Annotated in this window: 18 protein-coding genes; 6 read left to right on the top strand and 12 right to left on the bottom strand. The window is 60.2% G+C overall.

Annotated features, from left to right (window positions below; all coding sequences use genetic code 11):
• Positions 1-649, top strand: a 649-nt coding sequence (locus DTW90_RS19980; RefSeq protein WP_149340483.1) for an acetyl-CoA C-acyltransferase, incomplete at its 5' end; no start/stop codon positions are given.
• Between the two features lie 238 nt (positions 650-887).
• On the opposite strand, the gene DTW90_RS19985 is transcribed toward DTW90_RS19980, so the two are convergent.
• Positions 888-1,451 (bottom strand): TetR/AcrR family transcriptional regulator, encoded by a 564-nt coding sequence (locus DTW90_RS19985; protein WP_132523672.1) that lies wholly within the window; start codon positions 1,449-1,451, stop codon positions 888-890.
• Between the two features lie 110 nt (positions 1,452-1,561).
• Here DTW90_RS19985 and DTW90_RS19990 point away from each other — a divergent pair, with 110 nt between their 5' ends.
• From DTW90_RS19990 to DTW90_RS20000, 3 genes are all read left to right on the top strand, one after another.
• On the top strand, positions 1,562-2,968 hold the full coding sequence (locus DTW90_RS19990) for an amidase (protein WP_132523671.1): 1,407 nt from the start codon (positions 1,562-1,564) through the stop codon (positions 2,966-2,968).
• Positions 2,969-3,229: 261 nt separating this feature from the next.
• Entirely contained in the window at positions 3,230-4,237 is a 1,008-nt protein-coding gene (locus tag DTW90_RS19995) for an alpha/beta hydrolase (RefSeq protein WP_132523670.1), read from the top strand.
• Between the two features lie 353 nt (positions 4,238-4,590).
• Complete coding sequence (locus DTW90_RS20000) at positions 4,591-6,177, top strand: MFS transporter (protein ID WP_149340485.1); 1,587 nt, start codon at positions 4,591-4,593, stop codon at positions 6,175-6,177.
• A gap of 136 nt (positions 6,178-6,313) precedes the next feature.
• On the opposite strand, the gene DTW90_RS20005 is transcribed toward DTW90_RS20000, so the two are convergent.
• The 8 genes from DTW90_RS20005 to DTW90_RS20040 form a co-directional block, all read right to left on the bottom strand.
• Positions 6,314-8,557: a molybdopterin cofactor-binding domain-containing protein gene (locus tag DTW90_RS20005; RefSeq protein ID WP_132523668.1), complete on the bottom strand. Its 2,244-nt coding sequence runs from the start codon at positions 8,555-8,557 to the stop codon at positions 6,314-6,316.
• Positions 8,558-8,567: 10 nt separating this feature from the next.
• Positions 8,568-9,056, bottom strand: a complete 489-nt coding sequence (locus DTW90_RS20010) for a (2Fe-2S)-binding protein (RefSeq protein WP_149340487.1) — start codon at positions 9,054-9,056, stop codon at positions 8,568-8,570.
• Complete coding sequence (locus DTW90_RS20015) at positions 9,053-10,435, bottom strand: c-type cytochrome (RefSeq protein WP_165927842.1); 1,383 nt, start codon at positions 10,433-10,435, stop codon at positions 9,053-9,055. Before DTW90_RS20015 ends, DTW90_RS20010 begins: the two co-directional genes overlap by 4 nt.
• Before the next feature lie 484 nt (positions 10,436-10,919).
• The gene (locus DTW90_RS20020; protein WP_246664984.1) at positions 10,920-12,506 is read right to left on the bottom strand and encodes a DHA2 family efflux MFS transporter permease subunit; all 1,587 of its coding nucleotides are present in this window, start codon (positions 12,504-12,506) and stop codon (positions 10,920-10,922) included.
• A gap of 12 nt (positions 12,507-12,518) precedes the next feature.
• Positions 12,519-13,607, bottom strand: coding sequence for an HlyD family secretion protein (locus tag DTW90_RS20025; protein ID WP_132523666.1), 1,089 nt, complete (start codon positions 13,605-13,607; stop codon positions 12,519-12,521).
• Between the two features lie 25 nt (positions 13,608-13,632).
• Positions 13,633-14,160 carry a helix-turn-helix domain-containing protein gene (locus DTW90_RS20030; protein WP_132523665.1) on the bottom strand — a complete coding sequence of 176 codons (528 nt, stop codon included), beginning with the start codon at positions 14,158-14,160 and terminating at the stop codon, positions 13,633-13,635.
• 168 nt (positions 14,161-14,328) lie between these two features.
• Positions 14,329-15,312 carry an NADP-dependent oxidoreductase gene (locus DTW90_RS20035; protein ID WP_246664985.1) on the bottom strand — a complete coding sequence of 328 codons (984 nt, stop codon included), beginning with the start codon at positions 15,310-15,312 and terminating at the stop codon, positions 14,329-14,331.
• A 67-nt stretch (positions 15,313-15,379) separates the two neighbouring features.
• The gene (locus tag DTW90_RS20040) at positions 15,380-15,799 is read right to left on the bottom strand and encodes a cupin domain-containing protein (RefSeq protein ID WP_132523664.1); all 420 of its coding nucleotides are present in this window, start codon (positions 15,797-15,799) and stop codon (positions 15,380-15,382) included.
• A 90-nt stretch (positions 15,800-15,889) separates the two neighbouring features.
• Here DTW90_RS20040 and DTW90_RS20045 point away from each other — a divergent pair, with 90 nt between their 5' ends.
• On the top strand, positions 15,890-17,302 hold the full coding sequence (locus tag DTW90_RS20045) for a PLP-dependent aminotransferase family protein (RefSeq protein WP_132523663.1): 1,413 nt from the start codon (positions 15,890-15,892) through the stop codon (positions 17,300-17,302).
• Between the two features lie 101 nt (positions 17,303-17,403).
• Here DTW90_RS20045 and DTW90_RS20050 read toward each other — a convergent pair whose 3' ends face one another.
• From DTW90_RS20050 to DTW90_RS20060, 3 genes are all read right to left on the bottom strand, one after another.
• Complete coding sequence (locus DTW90_RS20050; RefSeq protein WP_132523662.1) at positions 17,404-17,805, bottom strand: DUF302 domain-containing protein; 402 nt, start codon at positions 17,803-17,805, stop codon at positions 17,404-17,406.
• Positions 17,806-17,908: 103 nt separating this feature from the next.
• Positions 17,909-18,937: a zinc transporter ZntB gene (locus tag DTW90_RS20055; RefSeq protein WP_149340489.1), complete on the bottom strand. Its 1,029-nt coding sequence runs from the start codon at positions 18,935-18,937 to the stop codon at positions 17,909-17,911.
• 254 nt (positions 18,938-19,191) lie between these two features.
• On the bottom strand, positions 19,192-19,905 hold the full coding sequence (locus tag DTW90_RS20060) for a GntR family transcriptional regulator (protein ID WP_149340491.1): 714 nt from the start codon (positions 19,903-19,905) through the stop codon (positions 19,192-19,194).
• A gap of 264 nt (positions 19,906-20,169) precedes the next feature.
• On the opposite strand from DTW90_RS20060, the gene DTW90_RS20065 reads away from it, so the two are divergent.
• On the top strand, positions 20,170-21,252 hold the full coding sequence (locus DTW90_RS20065) for an ABC transporter ATP-binding protein (protein ID WP_132523659.1): 1,083 nt from the start codon (positions 20,170-20,172) through the stop codon (positions 21,250-21,252).
• Positions 21,253-21,271: the final 19 nt, after the last annotated feature.

The raw sequence follows: 21,271 nt of genomic DNA on the forward strand, positions 1-21,271 counted from the left end.
GCGCAGCCAGGCGAAGGCAGCAGCCTCCCAGGAAAGCGGACGGCTGGCGAAGGAGATCACTCCTGTCACCATCCCGCAGCGCAAGGGCGATCCCATTGTTGTCGGCAAGGATGAGCATCCGCGTGCGACGACGATGGAAGCGCTGGCCAAGCTCGGCACCCCCTTCAAGAAGGAAGGTGGAACCGTCACGGCAGGCAACGCTTCCGGCGTCAACGATGGCGCGGCCGCCTTGATCGTCGCGTCTGAAGCTGCGGCTAAGAAGTATGGCCTGACGCCGATCGCCCGTATCCTTGGCGGCGCTGCCGCAGGCGTTCCGCCGCGGATCATGGGCATCGGCCCGATCCCGGCATCACGCAAGCTGATGGCTAGGCTCGGAATGACCCAGGAGCAGTTCGACGTCATCGAACTCAACGAGGCCTTCGCCTCGCAGGGCCTCGCGGTTCTGCGCGAACTCGGGATTGCCGATGACGATGCCCGCGTCAATCGCAACGGCGGCGCCATCGCGCTCGGTCATCCGCTTGGCATGTCCGGCGCTCGGATCACCGGCACGGCTGCTCTGGAACTCAAGGAAACCGGTGGCCGCTATTCGCTGTCGACCATGTGCATCGGCGTCGGCCAGGGCATCGCCATCGCGCTCGAGCGGGTCTGACGGGCGCGAAGCCTCCCGCTTTGCCGTTTCGGAGCATCATGCCTTCCGAAACGGCGCCCCTTGCCGGGGCAAATCGTAAACTCATCTTGATTACCGATCGGAAGGCACGATTGTGTCCTTCAGGGAGGCATATTGTCGTCTCCGCGCCGGTTTATTCAAATCGTCTGATCCGCGATCCCAGCCTCGATATCGAAGCGGAATCGCGCGGTTGCGGCGCCTCTCCGTACCCTGAGCAAATTCAGGCCGGCAGAAGTCCCGCCGCCCGGTAGCCATCGATCAGCGTGTCATAGAGGGATATGTCCGCCCGGCTTCTTGCCATCAGCTGGGCACCCGCCACAGCCGCAAACACGGCCTTGGCGCGCGCGTCGCTCGCATCCGGCTCGACAGCTCCAGTCGCGATCAGTGCCTTCTTCAACCACGCCACATTGACGTCGGCGAAGATCTGCACTTCCTTTTTCACCGTTTCCGGCAGGTCGTCAAACTCGGCACCCATAAAACTGCACAGGCACATACGGTTCCCGTTTTCGAGCGCCCGTCGAAAGGTCTCCGGGAAGAAGAGCAGTCGCTCGACCGGATCAGGATATTCGTCCCAGATCTTTTCGAGATCGGCTGCCGCGTCCTCCCAGTATCGCTTGGCGACTGCTGACGCCAAGTCGGCCTTGCTCGGAAAATGATAGTAGAGACTGGCAGCCTTTATGCCGACTTCAGCTGCCAGATCGCGCATGCTGAGGCCGCCATAGCCATGGGCCTGGGCCGACCTTTTCGCGGCCGCAAGGATGTCTTCACGCGCATTCGAGCTCATTTCAAGGCCTTTCTGATCCTTCCCAGTTAATCGAAAAAAGGGGGTTGACCAAGGGAAAGTTTGCTTCTAGCGTGATCTAACTAACGTTAGTTAGGCAAAGGAGAAGAGAAATGCAACAAGATAAACTCTATTACACGGACGCCACAAAGCTGGCCGAGCTCATCCGCACTAAGCAGGTCTCGCCCGTCGAGGTCGTCAAGGCACATCTCGATCGTATCGAGGCGGTGAATCCCAAGGTCAACGCTATTGTCACGATGGCTGACGGGGCACTGGTATCCGCCAAGAAGGCCGAAGCAGCCGTCATGGCCGGCGAGACGCTCGGCGCTCTCCACGGCGTTCCCTTCACCGTTAAAGACAGCATCGATACAGCCGGTGTTCTCACCCAGCGCGGCTCGCCGATCTTTAGGGGACGTGTGCCCGACACCGACGCCACCGCGGTTGCCCGCGTCAAGGCTGCCGGAGGCATCCTTATCGCCAAGACCAATCCGCCGGAGTTCGCCACCTCCATCGAGACCGACAACCTTCTGACCGGCCAGACCAACAACCCCTGGAATCTCGACTACACTCCGGGCGGTTCGAGCGGCGGCGAGTCGGCCGCGATCGCAGCCGGCATGTCCCCGCTCGGTATCGGCAGCGATCTGTCGATCTCGACCCGCGGTCCGGCCGCCCACACCGGCATCGTCGGTCTCAAGGCAACGCATGGCCGCGTACCGTTGACCGGTCACTGGCCGCGCGCACCCCGCCGCCTCTGGCACATCGGCCCGATGGCGCGCAGCGTGCGTGACGTGGCACTGGCCTATTCGATCATCGCCGGTCCCGATGGTGCCGACGGCTTCTCGACCGTCCCGCCGACTGTCGATCTCGGAGCACTTCAGATCCGTCCGCTGCGCGTGGGCTGGATCGCCGACAATGGTTTCTTCGGGCCGATCGATCCCGAAGTCGCGGCAACCGTAAAGGCCGCGGCGCAGGCACTGGCGGGCATCGGGGCCGAGGTAGAGGAGGTCGATCTGCCGCTCCTGCGCGACACCGATACCGTCACCGTCCTGTGGCAGCTTCATCAGATGGAAGCTAAACCCAATTTCGCGAAGGCCGTTGCCGGTCATGAGGATAAGGTGTTTCGTCATGCCAGACTGGTTCTCGATGGTGCCGACACGCCGATCGAAGACTTCGTCGCCCACGAGCAGACGGTTGAGCGTCTGCGCGACGAATTCGCCAGCTACTTCCAGCGCTACGACGTGCTGCTTGCGCCTGTCACGCCGTTCCCGGCTACAAAGCACGGCCTGGACGACGTGATCGTGGACGGAAAGGCCTGGTCGCCCTTCCAGGTCATGAACGGGACCTCGCCCTTTAGCCTGACCGGCCTGCCGGCGATGACCCTGCGGTTCGGTACCAGCAGCAACGGCCTGCCGATCGGCGTGCAACTCTCGTCCGCCTGGTATGCGGAGTCGACGATGTTCGACGCAGCCGCCCGCCTGGAGTCGGTCAGCCCGGTTCGCAACCTGTATCCGTCGCTCTGATAGTCAGGAAGGCCCCCGGAAACCTGTTTCCGGGTGCCTCAACATCGCCCAACGGCTCGCCATCAAGCCGAATCCGCAAGACAATAAAAACAAAAGATTTTCCTCGATCCCTGGCTCGGGCTGCCGCCATCACCCCTGACGCGGCCGACAGCGTCAGCGACATGTCAGGCAACTGGAAGCGATTCCTTCGACGCATCGCTTCCCTGTTTCGCAAGCCAGAATTCAAATTCACCCTGCAATATTCATCAGGAGATCTCAGAAATGACAGGAAAGACAGACCTCGACCGCCGCACCGTCCTGCGCGCCATTACCGCCGCGTCCGGCACGGTCTTAGCATCGGCAATCCTGGCAAATCCGGTTTCAGCCCAGTCGAGCCAGGCAACGCCAGCAGCAGGTCCGACCGACTTCGAGCCCGTTGAAGTCAAGACCAAGGACAACACGATTTTCGTTCGCCGTTACGGAAGTGGCTCGCCGCTTCTCCTGGTGCACGGTTTTCCCCGGAGCAGCCTGATGTGGCGCTTCATGGCGCCTGTTCTCGCCAAAAGCCACACGGTGATCTGCGTCGACCTTCGCGGTTACGGGCGCAGCGGCGTGCCGGCCTCGACCGACGACCATTACGCCTATTCGAAGAGGGCAATGGGCGACGAGCTTGTCGAGGTGATGGACAAACTCGGCTTCTCGAAATTCGATCTCGTCGGTCACGACCGCGGTGCCCGCGTCGCCTATCGCCTCACACTCGACCACGCCGAGAAAGTACGTCGGCTGGCGGTTTTCGACGCCATTCCGATTTCCGAGGGATGGGGTCACGCCGATGCAAGATTCGCTTTGGCATATTGGCCATGGACGCTGCTCGCACAGAAGGCGCCCCTTCCCGAGAGATATCTCGCCGGTGATCCCGAAGCCATCTTCGACAATACATTTGGTGCGGGCTCATTCGGTCCCGATGTCAGGGCGGAATATACGTCGACCTATCACGATACCGCCCGGACACACGCGGTTTGCGAGGAATTTCGCGCCGCTGCTTCGATCGATATCGAGCATGACAAAAAAGACCAGGAAGCGTTGCGGCGTATCGCCTGTCCGGTTCTCCATCTCTGGGGTGCTGGCGGCCCCCTTGATGTTTTCTATCAGAAGGACGGCGGCCCTCTCGGCATCTGGCGCAAGTGGGCAGATCATGTCGAGGGTCAGGCAATGAAGGGTGGCCACTTTTTTCCGGAGGAGAATCCCACCGAAACGACCGACCTTCTGATCAAGTTCCTGTCGGCCTGATCGACGGGCCGGGCGATCGGCTGCCGTCTCGCATTGCGACGGAAGCCGATCGTTCGCGTAAGGTCCGCCAGCGACCGGCGGGGCCTCTGACCTTTCATCCCTTCAAACAAATTCAATTGTATCGGTCACTAAAGAAAAATCTTGACGCGGCCCTGGCCTCAAAATATAGCGATCGCTACATATGGGCAGCCAGTGAATTTTCAAAATGAGTTTCAATCACCCGGAGCGCGGGGGAAACGGTTCAACGAACCGAACCGCACAAGCCTTTCGCGAAGATCAACCCTGACATGGCCTGAAGGCCCATGAGAACGGGCCAGGGCTTCATCGTGGTCAAACCAAAGTTAGAGGCAACAATGCAAAGACAGACTGCAACTCCCGGGACCAAGGCGGAAGAAAGAAGAAAATTTCTCGTGCTGGTGTCGGCAGGTTTGGCTTCGTCGCTGATCATGCTCGACTCGAACATCGTCGCGGTTTCGTTGCCATCGATTGCGAAGACGCTTGGCGCGACCTTCACCGAAATCGAATGGGTCGTGAGCGCCTACGTGCTTGCCTTTGCCGCTCTCCTCCTTGCGGCGGGCTCATATGCGGACCGGCACGGTCGAAAACTGGCCATGCTCGCCGGTCTGGCCATATTTACGATCTCGTCGGCATTTTGCGGATTGGCGACATCTGCGCTTGTGCTGAACCTTGCCAGGGCAGTTCAGGGCGTCGGCGCAAGCCTTCTTCTCACGGCGTCTCTGGCCGTCATAAACCACACCTTTGCCGGCCCGGAGCGAGCGAGGGCCTACGCATTCTGGGGCGCCTGCCTCGGAATTGCGATCACCAGCGGACCAATTATCGGTGGCGTCATCACCGACTTTTTCGGTTGGCGCTGGGCGTTCCTGATCAATTTGCCGATCTGCGCGGCGCTCATCATTGCGACCTACCTTGTGGTCGAGGAATCCAGCGACCACGAAGCCAAGAAGCTCGATTTTCCCGGGATCGTCACGTTTAGTGCGGGTCTCTTTCTCTTGATCTGGGCCTCGATCGACGGGAACAATCTGGGCTGGTCCAGCAGCGCGATCCTGCTTCGGCTCGTGGGCGCGTTCGTACTCTTGGCTGCATTCTATTGGATCCAGACGAAGGAAGAGCGGCCGATGATCGATTTCGGCCTATTCCGCCAGCCGACGTTTCTCGGATCAGCCTTCGCCATGCTTGGATATGCTATCGGGGCGCAGGTCCTGATCTTCTTTCTGCCGCTCTTCCTGCAGAACTCCTATGGACTTAAGCCTGCGATAGCCGGCCTGGCCATGCTGCCCTTCGCGCTGCCGATGTTCCTGACGCCTCGTTTCGGCGCGGGTCTTGCGTCGCAATATTCGGGACGCACGCTACTGACGCTCGGCCTTTCGGTTACAACACTTGGCGATCTGCTCCTTTATATCTTTGCAGAAGGGGGCGTATCGTACCCGCTGTTTGCCGCCGCCATGGTGGTCGCCGGTGCCGGAGCGGGACTGCTGAACAGCGAGACGGCGAAAGTGATGCAGGGTGCTGTTCCGCCGCAGCGCGCCGGTATGGCATCCGGCATCTCCGCGACCACGCGATTTGTCGGCCTGCTGTTCGGCTTTGCGGGGCTCGGGGCTGTGCTCTCGCATGGCGTCAATACGCGGTTCGTTTCGGCTGACGCGGTCAGCGGACTGGATTCCAACCTTCTTGCTCAGGCCGCAAGGCGTGTCGCATCGGGCGATTTGGGCGGGGTCATCGGCATGCTTGGAGAGCCGGCGCGAGAATCAATCCGCGCCGCGGCACAAAATGCCTTTGCGGGTGGCTTCGGCGATGCAAGCCTGATCGCGGCGATCGCCGCTGCGTTTTTCGGGCTGCTGACCTATGCGCTGGTACGCGCCGCCGACACGGCGCCGAACAAGGCTGCAAAGGGCGAAGAGCTGGCGCCGGCAATGGAATAAATCTGGTCCGGTGCAGGGGCCGGCCCCGCGCCGGCCTCATGGGCATCCGACATAACGACCAGGCATGGGGCATAAGATAGCGATGCCCCGCGCCAGGATCTGGACGCTGCAATAAGCGTTCCGAGCTACACTGTGCTCAGGCGCCAAGCGTCGCCTTCACCCTTTCCCGCGTGTAGGGCAGATCGTAAATGCGCTTGCCCGTGGCGTGCTTGACGGCATTGGCGATCGCACCGCCCGTCGGTCCTTGTGCTGCCTCCGCCACGCCGAGGTAGGGCGCGCCGGGATTGTCGACGACATGGACCTCCACGCTATCAGGCACGGCGCTGAAGCGCAGGATCGGATAGGATGACCAGTCCGCGCTGGTTACGCGGGTATTGTTGAAATGGACGGCTTCATAGAGGGTCCAGCTCAGCGATTGAAGGATTCCGCCTTCCGTCTGGTTGATAATCGCGTCGGGCGCAACCGCTTCGCCGCAGTCGACGGCAGATACGACATGCGAAATCTTGATCATGCCTGTTTCCGCATCGACATCAGCTTCAAGCGCGATGGCGAGATAGGCAGCATGGTTCTTGTATTTCGCAAAGGCGAAGCCTCTGCCCTTGCCTGCAGGCATCGGGTCATTGTTCCAGCCGAACTTGTCGGCCACCACTTCCATGACCTTCCGGCCGCGCGGATCCTTCATATGCCTGAGACGGAACTCCACGCGATCCGCGCCGGCTGCCTCGGCGAGCTCGTCCATGAAGCTCTCGATCGAGAAGATGTTGCAGTAGGCGCCAAGGCCGCGCAATGCGGAGACGCGAACCGGCATATCCGGAACGAAATGCCAGTTCACGCGCTGGTTCGGAACATCATAGAGCGGGATGGCATTGCGATCGCCATTTCCGAGCGGGGATATTTGCAGCTTCGCCGGATCGGGCGGAAAATGCTGCGCCATCAGGCGACCTGCCAGCAGCGATCCAGCTGATCCCGGACGCGTGCCGTGATTGTTGCTCCACAGATCATAGTGCCAGTTGACGATATTGCCCTTAGCGTCGAGGGTCGCGTTGGCGCGCGTCAGCATGCCGGGGCCATAGGGTTCCCAGAGATGCTCCTGATCGCGCATCCACTGCACGCGGACGTGCCGGCCGGGGAGCGCCTTCGCGATGAGCGCCGCGTCGCCTGCCGCATCGTCGGCACCATTGTGGCCGTAACAGCCCGATCCCTCGGTATGGATGCAGCGCACCTTTTCCTGCGGCATGCCCAGCATCTGCGCAATGGCGATCCGGTCAGGATAGACGCCTTGCGTATGCGTCCACACGGTCATCTGGTCATTGTCGAAAATGGCAACGGCCGCGGATGGACCGATGGAGCCGTGCATCTGATAGGCGCGCGTGAACTGTGCGCTCAAAGTCTTGATGCCATCGGCGGATTCGGCCCCGACGGAAGTCACCACGCCGACCTCGGTGACATTGGCTTCCAGAAACGCGGGAATCTTGTCCTGATCCGGGAGTGCTGCCTGCTCCTGCCAGCGCGCGGATGCATTCATGGCGCGCATCGCCTTCACGGCCTGGAACTCCTGCTCGGCAACGACGGCAAGAAAATCGCCGTCCCGCACGATGGCGATGACGCCGGGCATCGCCTTGATCGGCGCCTCGTCCAGGTCGATCAGCTTGGCGTAATAGCTCGGCGGGCGAACGACGCGAGCATGGACCATATCCTCCGGTCGCATGTCCTGCACATAGGCTTCCCCGCCGGTTACCTTGGCCGGAATATCGACGCGGGCGAAAGGCTTGCCGATGGCATGGTAGCTGCCCGGCTGCTTGATCTTGATGGCGGGATCGGCGTCGATATGCAGCATCTGGTCCACGACGAGATCGCCGTAGCCGACGGACGCACCGCTCGGACCCGTTACCTTGCCATTCTCCGCCTTCAACTGATCGGCCGGAATGCCAAGCTTGGTGCTGGCATTCCGGATGAGGATCTGCCTCACCTGGGCGCTGGCGTAGCGGATGGCCGTGCCGCTGTTCTGGATCGTCTGGCTGCCGGCAGTGTAGCCTTCGTTCGGCGTAACCGCGGTGTCGGCGGTGATCAGATTGATGACTGGGGGCTCGACCTCCAGCTCCTCGGCGGCAATCTGCCGGATGGAGGTCTTGGTGCCCTGTCCGAGCTCGGCCTTGCCAGTGAAGACCGTTATCGATCCGTCCTTGTCGACCCTGATCCAGGCGTCGAGAGCCGGCGTGTCGGCAAGGCTTCCCTGCAGCTTGGGTGCTACCGGCTTCGGCGTTGTCGGCACTTCGCCTTCCTGGGCCTGGACTTCGGGCGGGATGGTGAAGCTGACCACGAGAGCGCCGGAGCCGGCCAGAAAACCGCGGCGGGTGATGTCAAAAGTCGGGGCGTTCATGATGTCCTCCTCAACCGGCCGAAACCGGGGTTGCGGAAGCCGACTTCATCAGCTCCCGCGCACGCTGGACGGAGCGCAGGATGCGCATATGGGTGCCGCAGCGGCAGAGATTTGGCTCGAGTGCAGTGCGGATGTCGCTGTCGGTGGCATCCGGCTTGGCCTCCAGCAAGGCCTGCGCGCGCATCATCATGCCGGCGATGCAATAGCCGCACTGGGCCGACTGCTCTTCGATGAAGGCCTTCTGCATCGGACTCGGATTGTCGATGGTCCCAAGACCTTCGACCGTCTTGATCTGGCGACCCTCCAGCAACATGATAGGGGTCAGGCACGAAAACGTCGCCACACCGTCGACCATGACCGTGCAAGCACCGCATTGACCGAGCCCGCAGCCGAACTTTGCGGCATTCAGCTTGAGATCGTTGCGCAGCACGTAGAGCAGCGGGGTGGATGGGTCGGATTCGACCTCATGCGAGGCGCCATTGACATTGAGCTTCATCATTTATCCTGCGCTCCTATATTGTCGGGACCGCGTTCGATTCCGTCAGAAGGCCGGACGCTGACCTGGTATTTTCCGTTTCTCGTATCGGCCGAACGTTTTGCGACGTCCGTCCAGGCCGGTTTGCCGGCAAAATTCTCACGCAGATAGGCGAGCAGATCCGTCACCTGATCGTCGTTCATCGTATTGGCAAAACCGGGCATGATCGCGCTCTGACGCCCGCTTGCCGCAGGCAGGCCGAAAAGCACGGTGTTGACGGTATTTTGCGCATTCGGCGCATTGATGGCCGAACTCAGGTGAAAATCGATGCCGCCAAAGGGCAGGGGACGGCTGCCGTCGTGACAGACGGCGCAGGCGGCCGAGTAGATCGCCGCCCCGCGTCCGGCAGGCGTGTCGGCGGCCGGTACCGCAGGCGCGCTTGCCAGCACCACCTTGTCCGCCACGCTTTTGCGTATTTCTTCGCCCCTCTTTGCCCTGTCGGCAGAGGGCTGACCCATCGATGCAGCGACATAGGTCGCGATGGCGCTGATGTCGGAATCGGGCAGCAGGCCGAGATTGCCGGTCACTTCTCCCATTGGCCCGTTTGCAACGCCGTGATCCGGGTGCCAGCCCTGGCGCAGATAGGCATAAAGCGAATCGTGATCCCACGGAACCGGAGCAGACGTAGTGGAATCGAGCGCAAAAGCCGACCAGCCTTCAGCCTCACCGCCCGCCAGATGTGCGCTGCCGGATTCGGCGCCGAGGGCATTGCGGGGCGTATGACATGCGCCGCAATGGCCGAGGCCGTTGACGAGATAGGCGCCGCGGTTCCATTCGTCGCTCTGCGAGGCAACCTTCTGATAGGCGCCTTCGCGGAAGAACAGCGCCTTCCAGCCCGCAAGGACAAGGCGCACATTCAGCGGGAATGGCAGTTCGTTTGCCGACGGGCTTTCCTTGACGGGGTTGCGCGTCATGAGGAAGGCGTAGAGCGCCTGGTTGTCTTCATCAGAGACCAGCGTGAAGTGATCGAACGGGAAGGCGGGATAAAGATGCTTTCCGTCGCGGCTCACGCCCTCGCGCATCGCGCGGTTGAACGCTGCTTCCGACCAGGTGCCGATACCGGTTTCCGGATCCGGCGTAATATTGCTCGAATAGATGGTGCCGAAAGGCGTGGGGAGGGCAAAGCCGCCGGAGAATGAATGCCCTCCGGGTTTCGTATGACAGGCTGTACAGTTGCCGACCGCGGCCAGCATCGCGCCCTTGTCGATCAAGGCCTGATCGAAGGATGCCCGCTCAGGCGGAGAAATCGGCGCGATCGCAGGTTTCCAGGCGAAGGCAAAAGCGCCTGCGCCGGCGATGACGGCGATTCCCACCAGCCCGAGGATGATGCGTTTCAATCTCACTTAGAACTCCTAGCCCTGCAACCATCAAAGGTCGAGCGCAAACGAGCGGTAATCGCGCGCCTGTGCACCAGCCAGATAACCTGATGAAAACATTCATAATTATCGTTGGAAATGAAATATAGACGTCGATCTCTGACCGTCAATTATTAGTATTAGTCTAACTGTCCCGATGCCATCGGCTGTCATGCCGCAGCGGATCACACAAACAGGTAATGTTTGATCGCTAACGGAGAATTGGCCTCTGCATCTCCCGCCGAGAGAGGCCTTTTTTGCCCGGATTCGCGACAGATGCCGCACATTTGAATCTCAAATGATCTCGTCGACATCGACCTCATCTCGATCGACGGACGCGGCCTCGGAGAGCTCATCACGGTTTGTTGATAGAGGCGCTATGCGTCAAACCGAACCAATCGAGCACTTGTCCGCAAAGACGAAAAGATCGCGGCGTTTGACCTTCCGCCGCCGCCCACCTTTTCTCGATTCGTCAATGCCCGCTGGGTTGGGACGCGCCTTTTGGCGGGGTGACGTTTTTCATCAGGGGAACGAGAGCTGTCGCAATGACGAAAGCGACCATGATGACCTCGAAGGCATCGGCATAGGCCATGGTCGATGCTTCGCGATAGGCGAGCTTGAAGAGCTGCTTCAGCGCGGCGACATGGCCGTCATCCAGGCTGCCCGGCATTTCGCCATAGCGGCTGGCCACGCCGCCGACCAGACGTTGCATCGCCCCATTTGTGGGGGTCAGATTGGAGGCGATCGCGGTGAAATGCATGTTGGTGCGATCGTTGATGATCGCTGCGCAGACGGCAATGCCGACGGCGCCACCGAGATTGCGCATCATGTTGAAGAGCCCGCTTGCATATTTCAGCCGCTCCGGCGGCAGGCTTCCGAGCCCGAGAGTAACGGCCGGGGCAACCGCGAAAACCTGCGGAAAGCCACGAAAGACCTGCGGCCAGAAGAGCTCGTCACCGCCCCAGTCATGGGTGATGTAGCTGAAGCCCCACATGGCAGCGCCGAAGGATGCCAGACCAAACATCATCAGCCAGCGCGTATCGAAGCGCTTGGCAAGGAATATATAGGCCGGGACACCGAGCGTCGAAGCCGCGCCCGTCGAGAAGACGGCAACGCCGGTTTGCCATGCATCGAAGCCGCGGACATAGCCGAGGAAGAGGGGCGTCAGATAGATCGTCGAGAAGATGCCGATGCCTGTGATGAAGGACAGCACGCAACCGATTGCAAAGTTGCGATTGCCGAAGGCCCTGAGGTCGACGACAGGCCGCGAAAAGGTCAAGCTGCGGATGAAGAACAGTACGCCGGCGACGGCTGCGATGGCGGTTGTGTTGCGGATCGTGCTGTCATCGAACCAGTTGGCGCGCGTACCTTCTTCCAGCACGTATTCGAGCGTGCCGAGCGAAATCGCCATCAGGATGATGCCGGGATAATCGGCGTCCTTTAGAAGCTTCAGGTCAGGCTCATCGATCTTGACCAGGAGCGGCACCAATATCGTGATGATAAGGCCGGGGACAATATTGACATAAAACAGCCAATGCCAGTTCCAGGTATCGGTGATCCAGCCGCCGATGACGGGTCCAAGGGTCGGCGCGACCGAGGCGATCGTTCCGATGACGGCGGCTGAATAGACGCGCTTCGGTCCCTGGAAATAATGGAAGGACGAGGTGAAGACCGTCGGGATCATCGAGGCGCCGAGCAGGCCCTGCAGTGCCCGGAACATGATCATGCTCTCGATGTTCCAGGCTATCCCGCACAACATGCTGCTGAGCGTGAAACCGGCTGCCGATATGGTGAAGAGCCAACGTGTCGAGAAGACGCGGGTCAGCCAGCCGGAGAGCGGGATGACGCAGATCTCTGCGATCAGATAGGCCGTCTGCACCCAGCTGATCTCGTCTTGCGATGCCGATAGACCGCCCCCGATATCCTGCAGCGAGGAGGCGACGATCTGGATGTCGAGGAGCGCGATGAACATGCCGAAGCACATCACCACGAAGGGCAGGAGGCTCCGGACCCAGCTGGTTTCAGCCGGAGCGGACGCCGATGCGGTGGCTGTTGTCACGACCGGCTCCTATCAGGGGTGCGTATCGACCGTGACCGTCGTCGACAGGCCCGGACGCAGTGCCCGAGCCTGCGAAACGTCATCATTCAAGGCGATGCGAACGGGTACGCGCTGGACGATCTTTGTGAAGTTGCCGGTTGCGTTTTCCGGCGGGATGACGCTGAAGGTCGCGCCGGTCGCCGGGGCAATGCTGCTGACGCGGCCCTGCAGGGGATGACCGGGATAGATATCGGTTGTGACATCGACCGTCTGGCCGACTTTGATCACGCCGAGCTGGTCTTCCTTGAAGTTTGCGTCGACCCACAATCCCTTGGCCGGGATTACGCTGAGGAGATAGCTGCCATCGGAGACATAGGCACCGATCTGCGCGGCGCGGTTTCCGACGTAACCGTCGACCGGTGAACGGATTTCCGTGTAGCTCAGGTTGAGGCGCGCCGTCTCGACATCAAGTCGTGCGCCTTGGAGGGTGGATTCGGCCTGCTCGATCTGCGTACCCAGGACATCGATCTGCTGGCGCGCCGCTGTCAGTCCCGCATCGGAAGCCTCGACGGCCGCCTTCGCCTGTGCGTCGGCCATAAGCGCCTTCTGGGCGTTCTGTTCCGTGCCGGTGCTCTGGTTTGCGAGATTGCGATACCGCTCGGCGTCGATGCCGGCGAACTCGGCCGCCGCCTTCTTGGCGGCGAGGTCCGCATCGGCTTGCTTGACGAGGGAGGCCTGTAGTGTCAGCTGCGCATGAAGATTATCGAGGCTCGCCTGCTGCTGATGCACCTGCGCCTCCGCGCGGTCCAGTGCGGTCTTGTAGGTGCTTGGATCAAGCCGGACCAGCAACTGACCGGCCTTTACCAGCTGGTTGTCCTCGACGAGAACTTCCTGCACATGACCGGAAACGCGTGGCGAAAGCGCCGTGGTGTTGCCGCCGACATAGGCATCGTCGGTCGTCTGCTGCCAGCGGCCTGTCTGCCACCAATAATTGGCGTACCAGCCGGCGGCCGCGACGATCGCGATCCCCGCCAGCAGTGCAACCGGCTTCTTCAGGCTCCGCTTCTGCTTAAGGGAGACTGCGCCCTGCTTGATGTCTGCTTCACTGACGACCTGATTCATGGCCGTGATCTCCGTGCCTATGCGATTAATTGATGACGGGAGGGATTTGGATCAGCGCGGATCCCGGGCCTTCGGATTTCAGGCGATAGCGCGAAGGCAGTGGCTCGCGAGCGCTCGGCCCGGCCGCCACGGCATATTTCGGCCTTGCGATGGGCTCCCTCGTTTCCCGGTCGACGAGTATGGGGTCTGCCCAGGCCCCGGTCTCGGTGTCGACAATCACGAGGCTCGGCCCTTCCGGGGCGAAATGCCTGTTGCCCCAGGCGATCAGCGACCAGAGCACGGGGCGGAAGTCCTCGCCGCACGCCGTCAGCACATATTCGAAACGCGGCGGTCGCTCCTGATATGGTCGCTTTTCAAGCAGGCCGGCCTCCACGAGGCTGTCGAGCCGCCGCGTCAGCGTGGCGGTACCAATACCCAGGCTCTTTTGGAACTCGTCAAATCGTGAAACGCCGCGCATCGCGTCGCGAAGAATGAGGATGCTCCACCACTCGCCGATGCGGTCCAGACTTTGTGCCACGGGGCACGGCATGGATTTGAAGCTCTTATTCTGCATGAGGGCACCACACAACTTTCATGATGAAAGTTACTATAGGGCGACCGATTGCACTTTGCAAGTCGATGACTGCAAGCCCGGATGAGCGACATTGCTAAAGGTGCTGGAGGGTAGCCGAACGAGCTGGCAGACGCGCCGGGCGGCAGTGACGTCCGCCCGGCGATAATCTCAGTCCCGTACCCTAAGGACGATCTTGCCTTTCGGACGCGGAAGCTCGCCCTCGAGCATCCGGTGCGCTTTGACAGCATCGGTGATAGGAAGCACGAGGCCGACATTTTGAAGAAGTTCGCCGCTGTCGATCGCTGCGCCGATCTCCTGAAGCTCGGCGGTGTTGACGGCAACAAGGAAGAAGAAGGCCTCGACGCCGAACTGCTTGGCAAGGTCCTGATCAGGCTGCGACACTGCTGAAACCAGCCGTCCGCCTCGCTTCAACACGCCGAAGGATTTCGTCTGCGTATCGCCTCCGACCAGATCGATGACGACATCTACGCCGCTCAGCATGTCTTCGAAACGGTCGCGTTTGTAGTCGATTACCTTGTCGGCTCCCAGTGCCTTAACTCGCTCCTTGTCATCGCCGACAGCGGTCGCAATTACATTCAGCTTTGCCTTCCGGGCGAACTGGATTGCATATGCGCCGACGCTGCCCGCGCCTCCATGGATGAGCACGGTGTCGCCGGCCTTCAGTTTGCCATGCTGGAAGAGTGCCTGGAGCGCGGTCACTGCAATGACCGGCACGGATACCGCTTCGGCATGGTCGATCGAGGCCGGCTTCTGCGCGACCATGTCGGCTGCGGCGATCGCATAGTCCGCATAGGCTCCGATGAACCGTGGATTGGTGACGCCATATATCGCGTCACCAGGCTTGACGTGTAATACGCCCGGCCCGACTGCCTCGACGACCCCGGATAAATCCGATCCCAAAGTCAGGGGGAGCGGCTGGGGCAGCGCGCTCTTGCCCGATCGAATCCAGCCATCCCATGGGCCAACACCTGCCGCATAGACCTTGACCAGGACTTCATTCTGCCCAGGGCGAGGCTTTTCCAGCGCTTCGGCGCGAATAACTTCTGGTGGCCCGAATTCGTGCACGGTGTATGCAGTCATCATCATATCGGACGAGCCGTTGATGTTCTTTTCGTTTTCGATGTCGGTCATCTGAAAAAACTCCTTTAGCGATCTGGCTGCTATTAAGCCTTTTCGTCATCGCGTTGGTTCTTCGGTTTCATTTGATGGGGGTGGTGAGTACCTTGTCGTCGGAATCGACGACGAAGACCGCGAGAAGCTTCGCCGGTTTGCTCTTGCTTGCGTTGCGGCTGATTGTATGGCTCGCATTCGGCGGTTCGGACCAGCTTTCGCCGGCCTTGTAGATGCGGGTCTTTCCGTCATTCACCCTGGACTCGATTTCGCCCGAGATCACATAGGCATAGATGAAGGCGGACTTCGCATGTGTATGCGGCGGGGAGGCCGCGCCCGGAGCGTATTCGACTTCGACGGCGACAAGAGACTTGCCGGGAATGTTCGGAATAGCTTGATTGAATTTGGGGGTGACCGTTTCGGCCTGGCTGTCATGCGCCAAGGCGGATCCGGCAATCGCGAGGGCGCCGACGATGCAGGCGGTGGCGACGATGGTACGGATGTTCATGGGGTCCTCTCTTTCTGATGGCCTCAAGATGTGACTTTTCAGGCTAGAAAAAAGTACCAAGAATGCGAAGAAATCATGTACCAGGGCGCGATGAAAAAGCCGCTGAATCTGAAGCTCGACCGCACCGTAAATATTCCTCTGGCAGAGCAGATCCGCAAGGGCATAGCTGCGGCGATTGAAGGCGGAGTGCTGGAACCCGGTGCGCGCCTGCCTTCATGGCAGGATCTCGCCGCCCAACTCGGCGTCGCGCGTGGCACCGTGCGGAACGCATACGAGAAGCTGGCGGCGGCGCAGTTGATCGAAGCCTCGCGGGCAACCGGCACGCGTGTCGCCCAACGCCCTCGGTCCCTCGTCAAAAGCGAGCCGCAGCCGGAGGCGGGCTCGTTCATGGAAGCCTATCGGGAAATGATCCAGGGACCTGCGCTCTTCCAGATGGGCGTGCCGGCGACCGAGACCTTTCCTGCAACCTTGTTTGCGCGAATTCGTGCGCATGCGGTCCGTGCCGAGGCGAGTGCTCCGCCGCTCTATCCGGATGCGCGCGGCGAGCTCGAGTTGCGGCGGGAAATAGCCGGCTATCTTGCCGTTTCCCGCGGCATCAACTGCTTGCCTTCGCAGGTCTTCATCACCGGAGGATTCGGCGCGGGACTGGGCCTTGCGCTCAGCGTTCTAGGTCTGGAGGGGCATACCGCATGGGTAGAGAATCCGGGCTTTCCGTGGTCCAGGAAAGGACTTGAGCTCGCGCGCTTGTCGCTGTCTCCGATCCCGGTTGATGCCGAGGGCATCGATATCGACTACGGCCTGCACCACCATCCTGACGCAAAGCTCGTTGTCGTGACGCCAGGGCAGCAGGCGCCGCTTGGCCCTACCTTGTCGTTGGAGCGGCGCCTTCGTCTGCTCGAATGGGCCGCCGCGAACGAGGTTTGGGTTATCGAGGACGATTATCTGAGCGAATTGCAGCTGGCCGGCAGGGCGGCGCCGGCGCTAGCCTCGCTCGACCGGGACGAACGGGTCATCCACATAGGCTCGTTCAGCAAGACGATCAGCCCGACTGTTCGGCTTGGCTTTCTGGTCGCGCCGGTCGAATTGATCTCTCGGTTTGGCGAGACAGCAGCGTGCCTTGCGCCGCCACCAGGTCCCGCGGTGCAACTTGCAACCGCGGAGTTTATGCATGAGGGGCACTATATGCGCCATCTCCGACGCACCAAGCGCGCCTATGCCGCCAAACGGCAGGCGCTGCTGGATTGTCTTCAGGCGTCTGTCGGGGTCGGTCGCGTCGCTGCACCAGGCCTGGCCGTGTTGCTGAAATTACCGACGGGAACGCCTGATCTAGCGATCGTACGTGAAGCCTCGATGTTCGGCATGTCTCCCTCACCGCTTTCGGCCTGGTACGTCTCGAGTGACAACGCCGAGTCCGGGCTTCTGCTGGGGGTCGCGACTTCACCGACGAAGAATCTCGCTCTGGCCTGTGATCGGCTGTTTGAAACAATTCGCCGGTTCAGCTGAGCTATACAGTCGGACCGATTGGGGCCATGACAGCTTCCTTCTTATGCTACATCGCTTGGGAGAATTTGTGCCAACGCCGGTTAGCACCTGGAGATTTACGGCTATTGATCTGGCTTGATCGCGCTCGCGATCACAGTCTCCGCTTTAGAAAACCGCGCCAGTTGTTCACTGGTCAGCACTACCGCGTTTGTGATTGCGGCGGCAGGATGAAAGGCAACGATGGTCTTTCCGCTTGTGTCTTCACGCACCAGGACTCGGAGCGGGAGATCCAGTGCTGCCGCTGGCGTTTCCAACATCACGGGCGTGCCCGATTGCGGACTGCCGTAAATCAGAACAATGGTCCGCGGCATTGTCAGGCCCACCTGTTCGGCTGCGCCGCTGTGATCGATGCGCGCAAATATCTTCAAGTTGGCTTTCTCGAATGCATCGCCAAGCCGTTTCAGGGTCGTGGAAAAGTCGTGGGCGCTCTCCAGTTCCACTATGCCTGCAGGATGTTCGACCATGGGTTTCCTCTTTTATGCGTTCAGTTTGATTAAAGGCAGGCGTAGACCATTTTGATGAATTGGTCGCCATTGAAGACGAATTTTCCATGGTCGCTTCGGGCTTTCAAAGCCAGTTGATCCGCTTGAGGATCATCAGCGTTGCAACCGATGTGATCGCGACGAAGGCAACGATTATAATGAACGCCCAGGTGTCGTTGACACCGGGGATACCGCCGACATTCATGCCGAAAAGACCCGCCACCACGCTCGGCGGGAGAAGCAGGGCGGCGAGCGCGGCGAGGCGGTTCGAATTGCGGGCAATCCGCTCGCTGATGACCGTGGACAGGTCGTCATGAAGAATTCCGGTACGGTCGCGGATGGCGTCGAGATATTCGATGAAGCGCATCAGCTTGTCGATGACCTCGCGGAACCGCAACTTGTCACGCTCCTTTAGCCACGGCGCGTCGTCATGTTCGATACGGTTCAAGGCGTCGCGCTGAGGAGCAAGATAGCGCCGAAGCTGAACAGAGCGGCGGCGAAGCTGTTTCAGCCGCTCGCGCACTTCGCTGGCCTCGCCGTGAAAGATCAACTCGTCGAGTTCGTCGACCTCTTCGTCCATTGTGTCGAGCACCGGCTCAAGATCTCGTACCAGTTTTTCGCTGACGAGAGCGAGCAATTCCCCTGTCTGTCTGGGCCCCTTGCCCTTGTCCAGGGCAAGTCGGATGTCGCGCAATGCAGTTATGTAGTGGCCGCTATCGCGCAGGGTCACCAGCCTGCTCTCGTCGGCCCATATATGAAGAGGAACGAGATCGATTTCGGCAGGCCCAGCCTCCACTTCCTCCGGGGGCGCGGCGCAAACACCGCGAAGAATAATCAGCAGCCCGTCATCGATGCTTTCGACACGTGGGCGCGTTTCTTCCTCGAGCAAGGCGTCAGCGACCAGCGGATCAAAGCCGCCTCTCGTTGTGACCCATTCGGCAGCAGCCGCGTGATCCCGCTCGAAATGCAGCCAGACGACGCCGTCAGCCGGCCTCCACCGGCATACGGCTTCCATATCGAGGGTGCGACAGCCGCCGTTTCCGTCAAGGAGCACGGCAAAACGCAAACCGGGCTCGGCGCCGTAGCTTGCAACGCTCACGACCTGTTCCTGCATGAGTAACCTCCACCCGCCAATGCAGCTCTTGGAAGCGCAAGGGCAAGTCGACAGCTTAGCAAGTCGCTGCGAGGCGACAAGACAATCAAATACAGAGCGGTGTGTTGAGAACAAACAAAGCCTGGCAGGCAAGACGCGCCTCGGAAAAGCAGCGGTCATACGCCAGAGAAAGCTGTTTGGTTACGGCCTTATTCCGCTCCAATTCGCGATCCCGGCCAAGGCCTGATATGCCGCTGACCAACATTCGCGCAGGTTCATAATTCCAGGGCTTCCTTGAGATTGAAACCCCTGCGTTCGCGCAAATCTAGATCGGCCTCGATGTGCGCAATGTGATGCAGCATCAGCCGACAAGCCTCATCCAGATCATTTCGCTCAATCGCCGCTACAATGTCGCCGTGCTCGGAGTGGCCACAGCTCGAAATTGTCGATTGGCCGTAAAGTGCGATCACCAGCGAAGAGCGGGCAACGAGTTCATCCATGAAACGCTGCATGATGACGTTGCCGGATATCGCTGCAAGGGTGAGATGAAAATCGCCGGATGCCTTGATCTCGGCACGGCGGGCCGTCTGGCCCCGCTCGCCCATCAAACGGCCTTCCTCAAGCAACAGATGTCTCAGCTGCCAGATCTGCGACGGCGTAATTCTGGTGGCCGCCTCCCGCAGAATTCCGGGCTCCACGAGGCGGCGCGCGGCGAAGATCTGGCGTGCTTCCTCGGGAGAAGGGTAGGCCACGAACGCACCGCGATTCTTCTCGACACTTACCAACCCTTCGTAGGAAAGGGCCTGCAGGGCGGCTCGAACCAGCGTGCGGCTGACATTGAAGAGGTTACCGACATCGCTTTCGGACAGTTTCGTTCCAGGCGACAATCGACGCTCCACGATGGCATCGCGAAGCGCGTCGCGGATCTGTCGCGTGCCCGTATCGGCTGAGTCGTCTGCTGTCTGGAGGGCGCTCGGCGCGAATTTCATGAAATCAGGTACCTTTTGACCGGAAATATATCCCTGTTTCTCTCGAAAGTTAAATGAAATTTGCGCTCAATATGATGAAGGATTGTATACGAAATATTGCCTTAATTGCAGACGATAGCCTAATTCGTGTGCAAGGACGTATGTTGCCTCAATTTTGGATAATTGCGAAAATTCTCCATCAAGAAATTGATTTTAAATGACTTGTTGCGCCGCAATAGAAACTGGCACGGAAGATGCATTGTTCTTCTCAAACAGGGGAAGACAATGTCGAAAGCCGCAGAGATCGATATCGTATCCGTTTCCAAGGTCTATGGAGCCACTACGGCGGTCCATTCCATCAGTCTGAAGATTCCAGCCGGATCCTACTGCTGCTTCCTTGGGCCTTCGGGCTGCGGAAAAACCTCTACGCTACGCATGATCGCCGGCCACGAGAGCATTTCCTCCGGCGATATCAGGCTTGGCAACACCGTCGTTACCGATTTTCCGCCGGCCAAGCGCGACACTGCAATGATGTTCCAGTCCTACGCGCTGTTTCCGCATCTCGACCTTATCGAGAATGTCGCCTTCAGCCTGAAGATGAAGGGCGTCGAGAAAGCCGAGCGTCGTGCCAAGGCGTTGGAAATGCTGAAGCTGATGCAGATGGACGCCTATGCAACCCGGCGGCCGGCGCAGCTGTCGGGTGGTCAACAGCAGCGTGTGGCGCTGGCACGGGCTCTAATCACCGATCCGGAGGCCCTATTGCTGGATGAACCGCTGTCGGCGCTTGATCCCTTTCTCAAGATCCGCATGCGCGCCGAGCTCAAGAAGCTTCAAAAGTCGCTCGGCATCACCTTCGTACATGTGACGCACAGCCAGGAAGAGGCGATGGCGCTCGCCGATCTGATCGTCATTATGAATGACGGCAAGATCGAGCAGGCTGCAACGCCGCGCAAGGTGTTCGAAGAGCCGGCGACTGCTTTCGTCGCGCGTTTCATGGGCGATCACAACGTACTGTCCGGTCGTGTCGTGTCCTCCCAAAATGGCCTCACGACGCTTGAGGTGCCTGAGGGACAGGCCTTCTCCGTGCGTGGTGATGGCAAGCAGGTCGGCGAGAACGTCGATATCGGCATCCGCACTGATCGTGTCCGTCTCGAGGCTGCCTTCGACAAGACGCTCGGCATGAATGGCGTCATCTCCAACATCGAATATCGCGGCGCTTCGGTGAAGATCACCGTCGTCGGCGCGGGCAGCGACGACTTCACGGTCATTGCGAATGACAGTGATTACTTCGCCAAACCTGTGTCGGTCGGCGACGCGGTGCCTTTGCGTTGGGCACTGGAGGACGCCGTTCTTCTAGGCCGTGCATGAATCTCAACACCAAAAAAGG

Origin of the sequence: Neorhizobium sp. P12A (assembly GCF_008365395.1) — a bacterium.
Classification (GTDB): Bacteria; Pseudomonadota; Alphaproteobacteria; order Rhizobiales; family Rhizobiaceae; genus Rhizobium.

Coding starts and splice junctions, on each gene's coding strand:
- DTW90_RS20050 (WP_132523662.1), bottom strand. CDS start 17,805: ATGGTCGAACATCCTGCAGGCATAGTGGAACTGGAGAGCGCCCACGAC.
- DTW90_RS20010 (WP_149340487.1), bottom strand. CDS start 9,056: ATGATGAAGCTCAATGTCAATGGCGCCTCGCATGAGGTCGAATCCGAC.
- DTW90_RS20030 (WP_132523665.1), bottom strand. CDS start 14,160: ATGCAGAATAAGAGCTTCAAATCCATGCCGTGCCCCGTGGCACAAAGT.
- DTW90_RS20040 (WP_132523664.1), bottom strand. CDS start 15,799: ATGAACATCCGTACCATCGTCGCCACCGCCTGCATCGTCGGCGCCCTC.
- DTW90_RS20025 (WP_132523666.1), bottom strand. CDS start 13,607: ATGAATCAGGTCGTCAGTGAAGCAGACATCAAGCAGGGCGCAGTCTCC.
- DTW90_RS19990 (WP_132523671.1), top strand. CDS start 1,562: ATGCAACAAGATAAACTCTATTACACGGACGCCACAAAGCTGGCCGAG.
- DTW90_RS19985 (WP_132523672.1), bottom strand. CDS start 1,451: ATGAGCTCGAATGCGCGTGAAGACATCCTTGCGGCCGCGAAAAGGTCG.
- DTW90_RS20060 (WP_149340491.1), bottom strand. CDS start 19,905: ATGAAATTCGCGCCGAGCGCCCTCCAGACAGCAGACGACTCAGCCGAT.
- DTW90_RS20035 (WP_246664985.1), bottom strand. CDS start 15,312: ATGACCGACATCGAAAACGAAAAGAACATCAACGGCTCGTCCGATATG.
- DTW90_RS19995 (WP_132523670.1), top strand. CDS start 3,230: ATGACAGGAAAGACAGACCTCGACCGCCGCACCGTCCTGCGCGCCATT.
- DTW90_RS20000 (WP_149340485.1), top strand. CDS start 4,591: ATGCAAAGACAGACTGCAACTCCCGGGACCAAGGCGGAAGAAAGAAGA.
- DTW90_RS20055 (WP_149340489.1), bottom strand. CDS start 18,937: ATGCAGGAACAGGTCGTGAGCGTTGCAAGCTACGGCGCCGAGCCCGGT.
- DTW90_RS20065 (WP_132523659.1), top strand. CDS start 20,170: ATGTCGAAAGCCGCAGAGATCGATATCGTATCCGTTTCCAAGGTCTAT.
- DTW90_RS20005 (WP_132523668.1), bottom strand. CDS start 8,557: ATGAACGCCCCGACTTTTGACATCACCCGCCGCGGTTTTCTGGCCGGC.
- DTW90_RS20045 (WP_132523663.1), top strand. CDS start 15,890: ATGAAAAAGCCGCTGAATCTGAAGCTCGACCGCACCGTAAATATTCCT.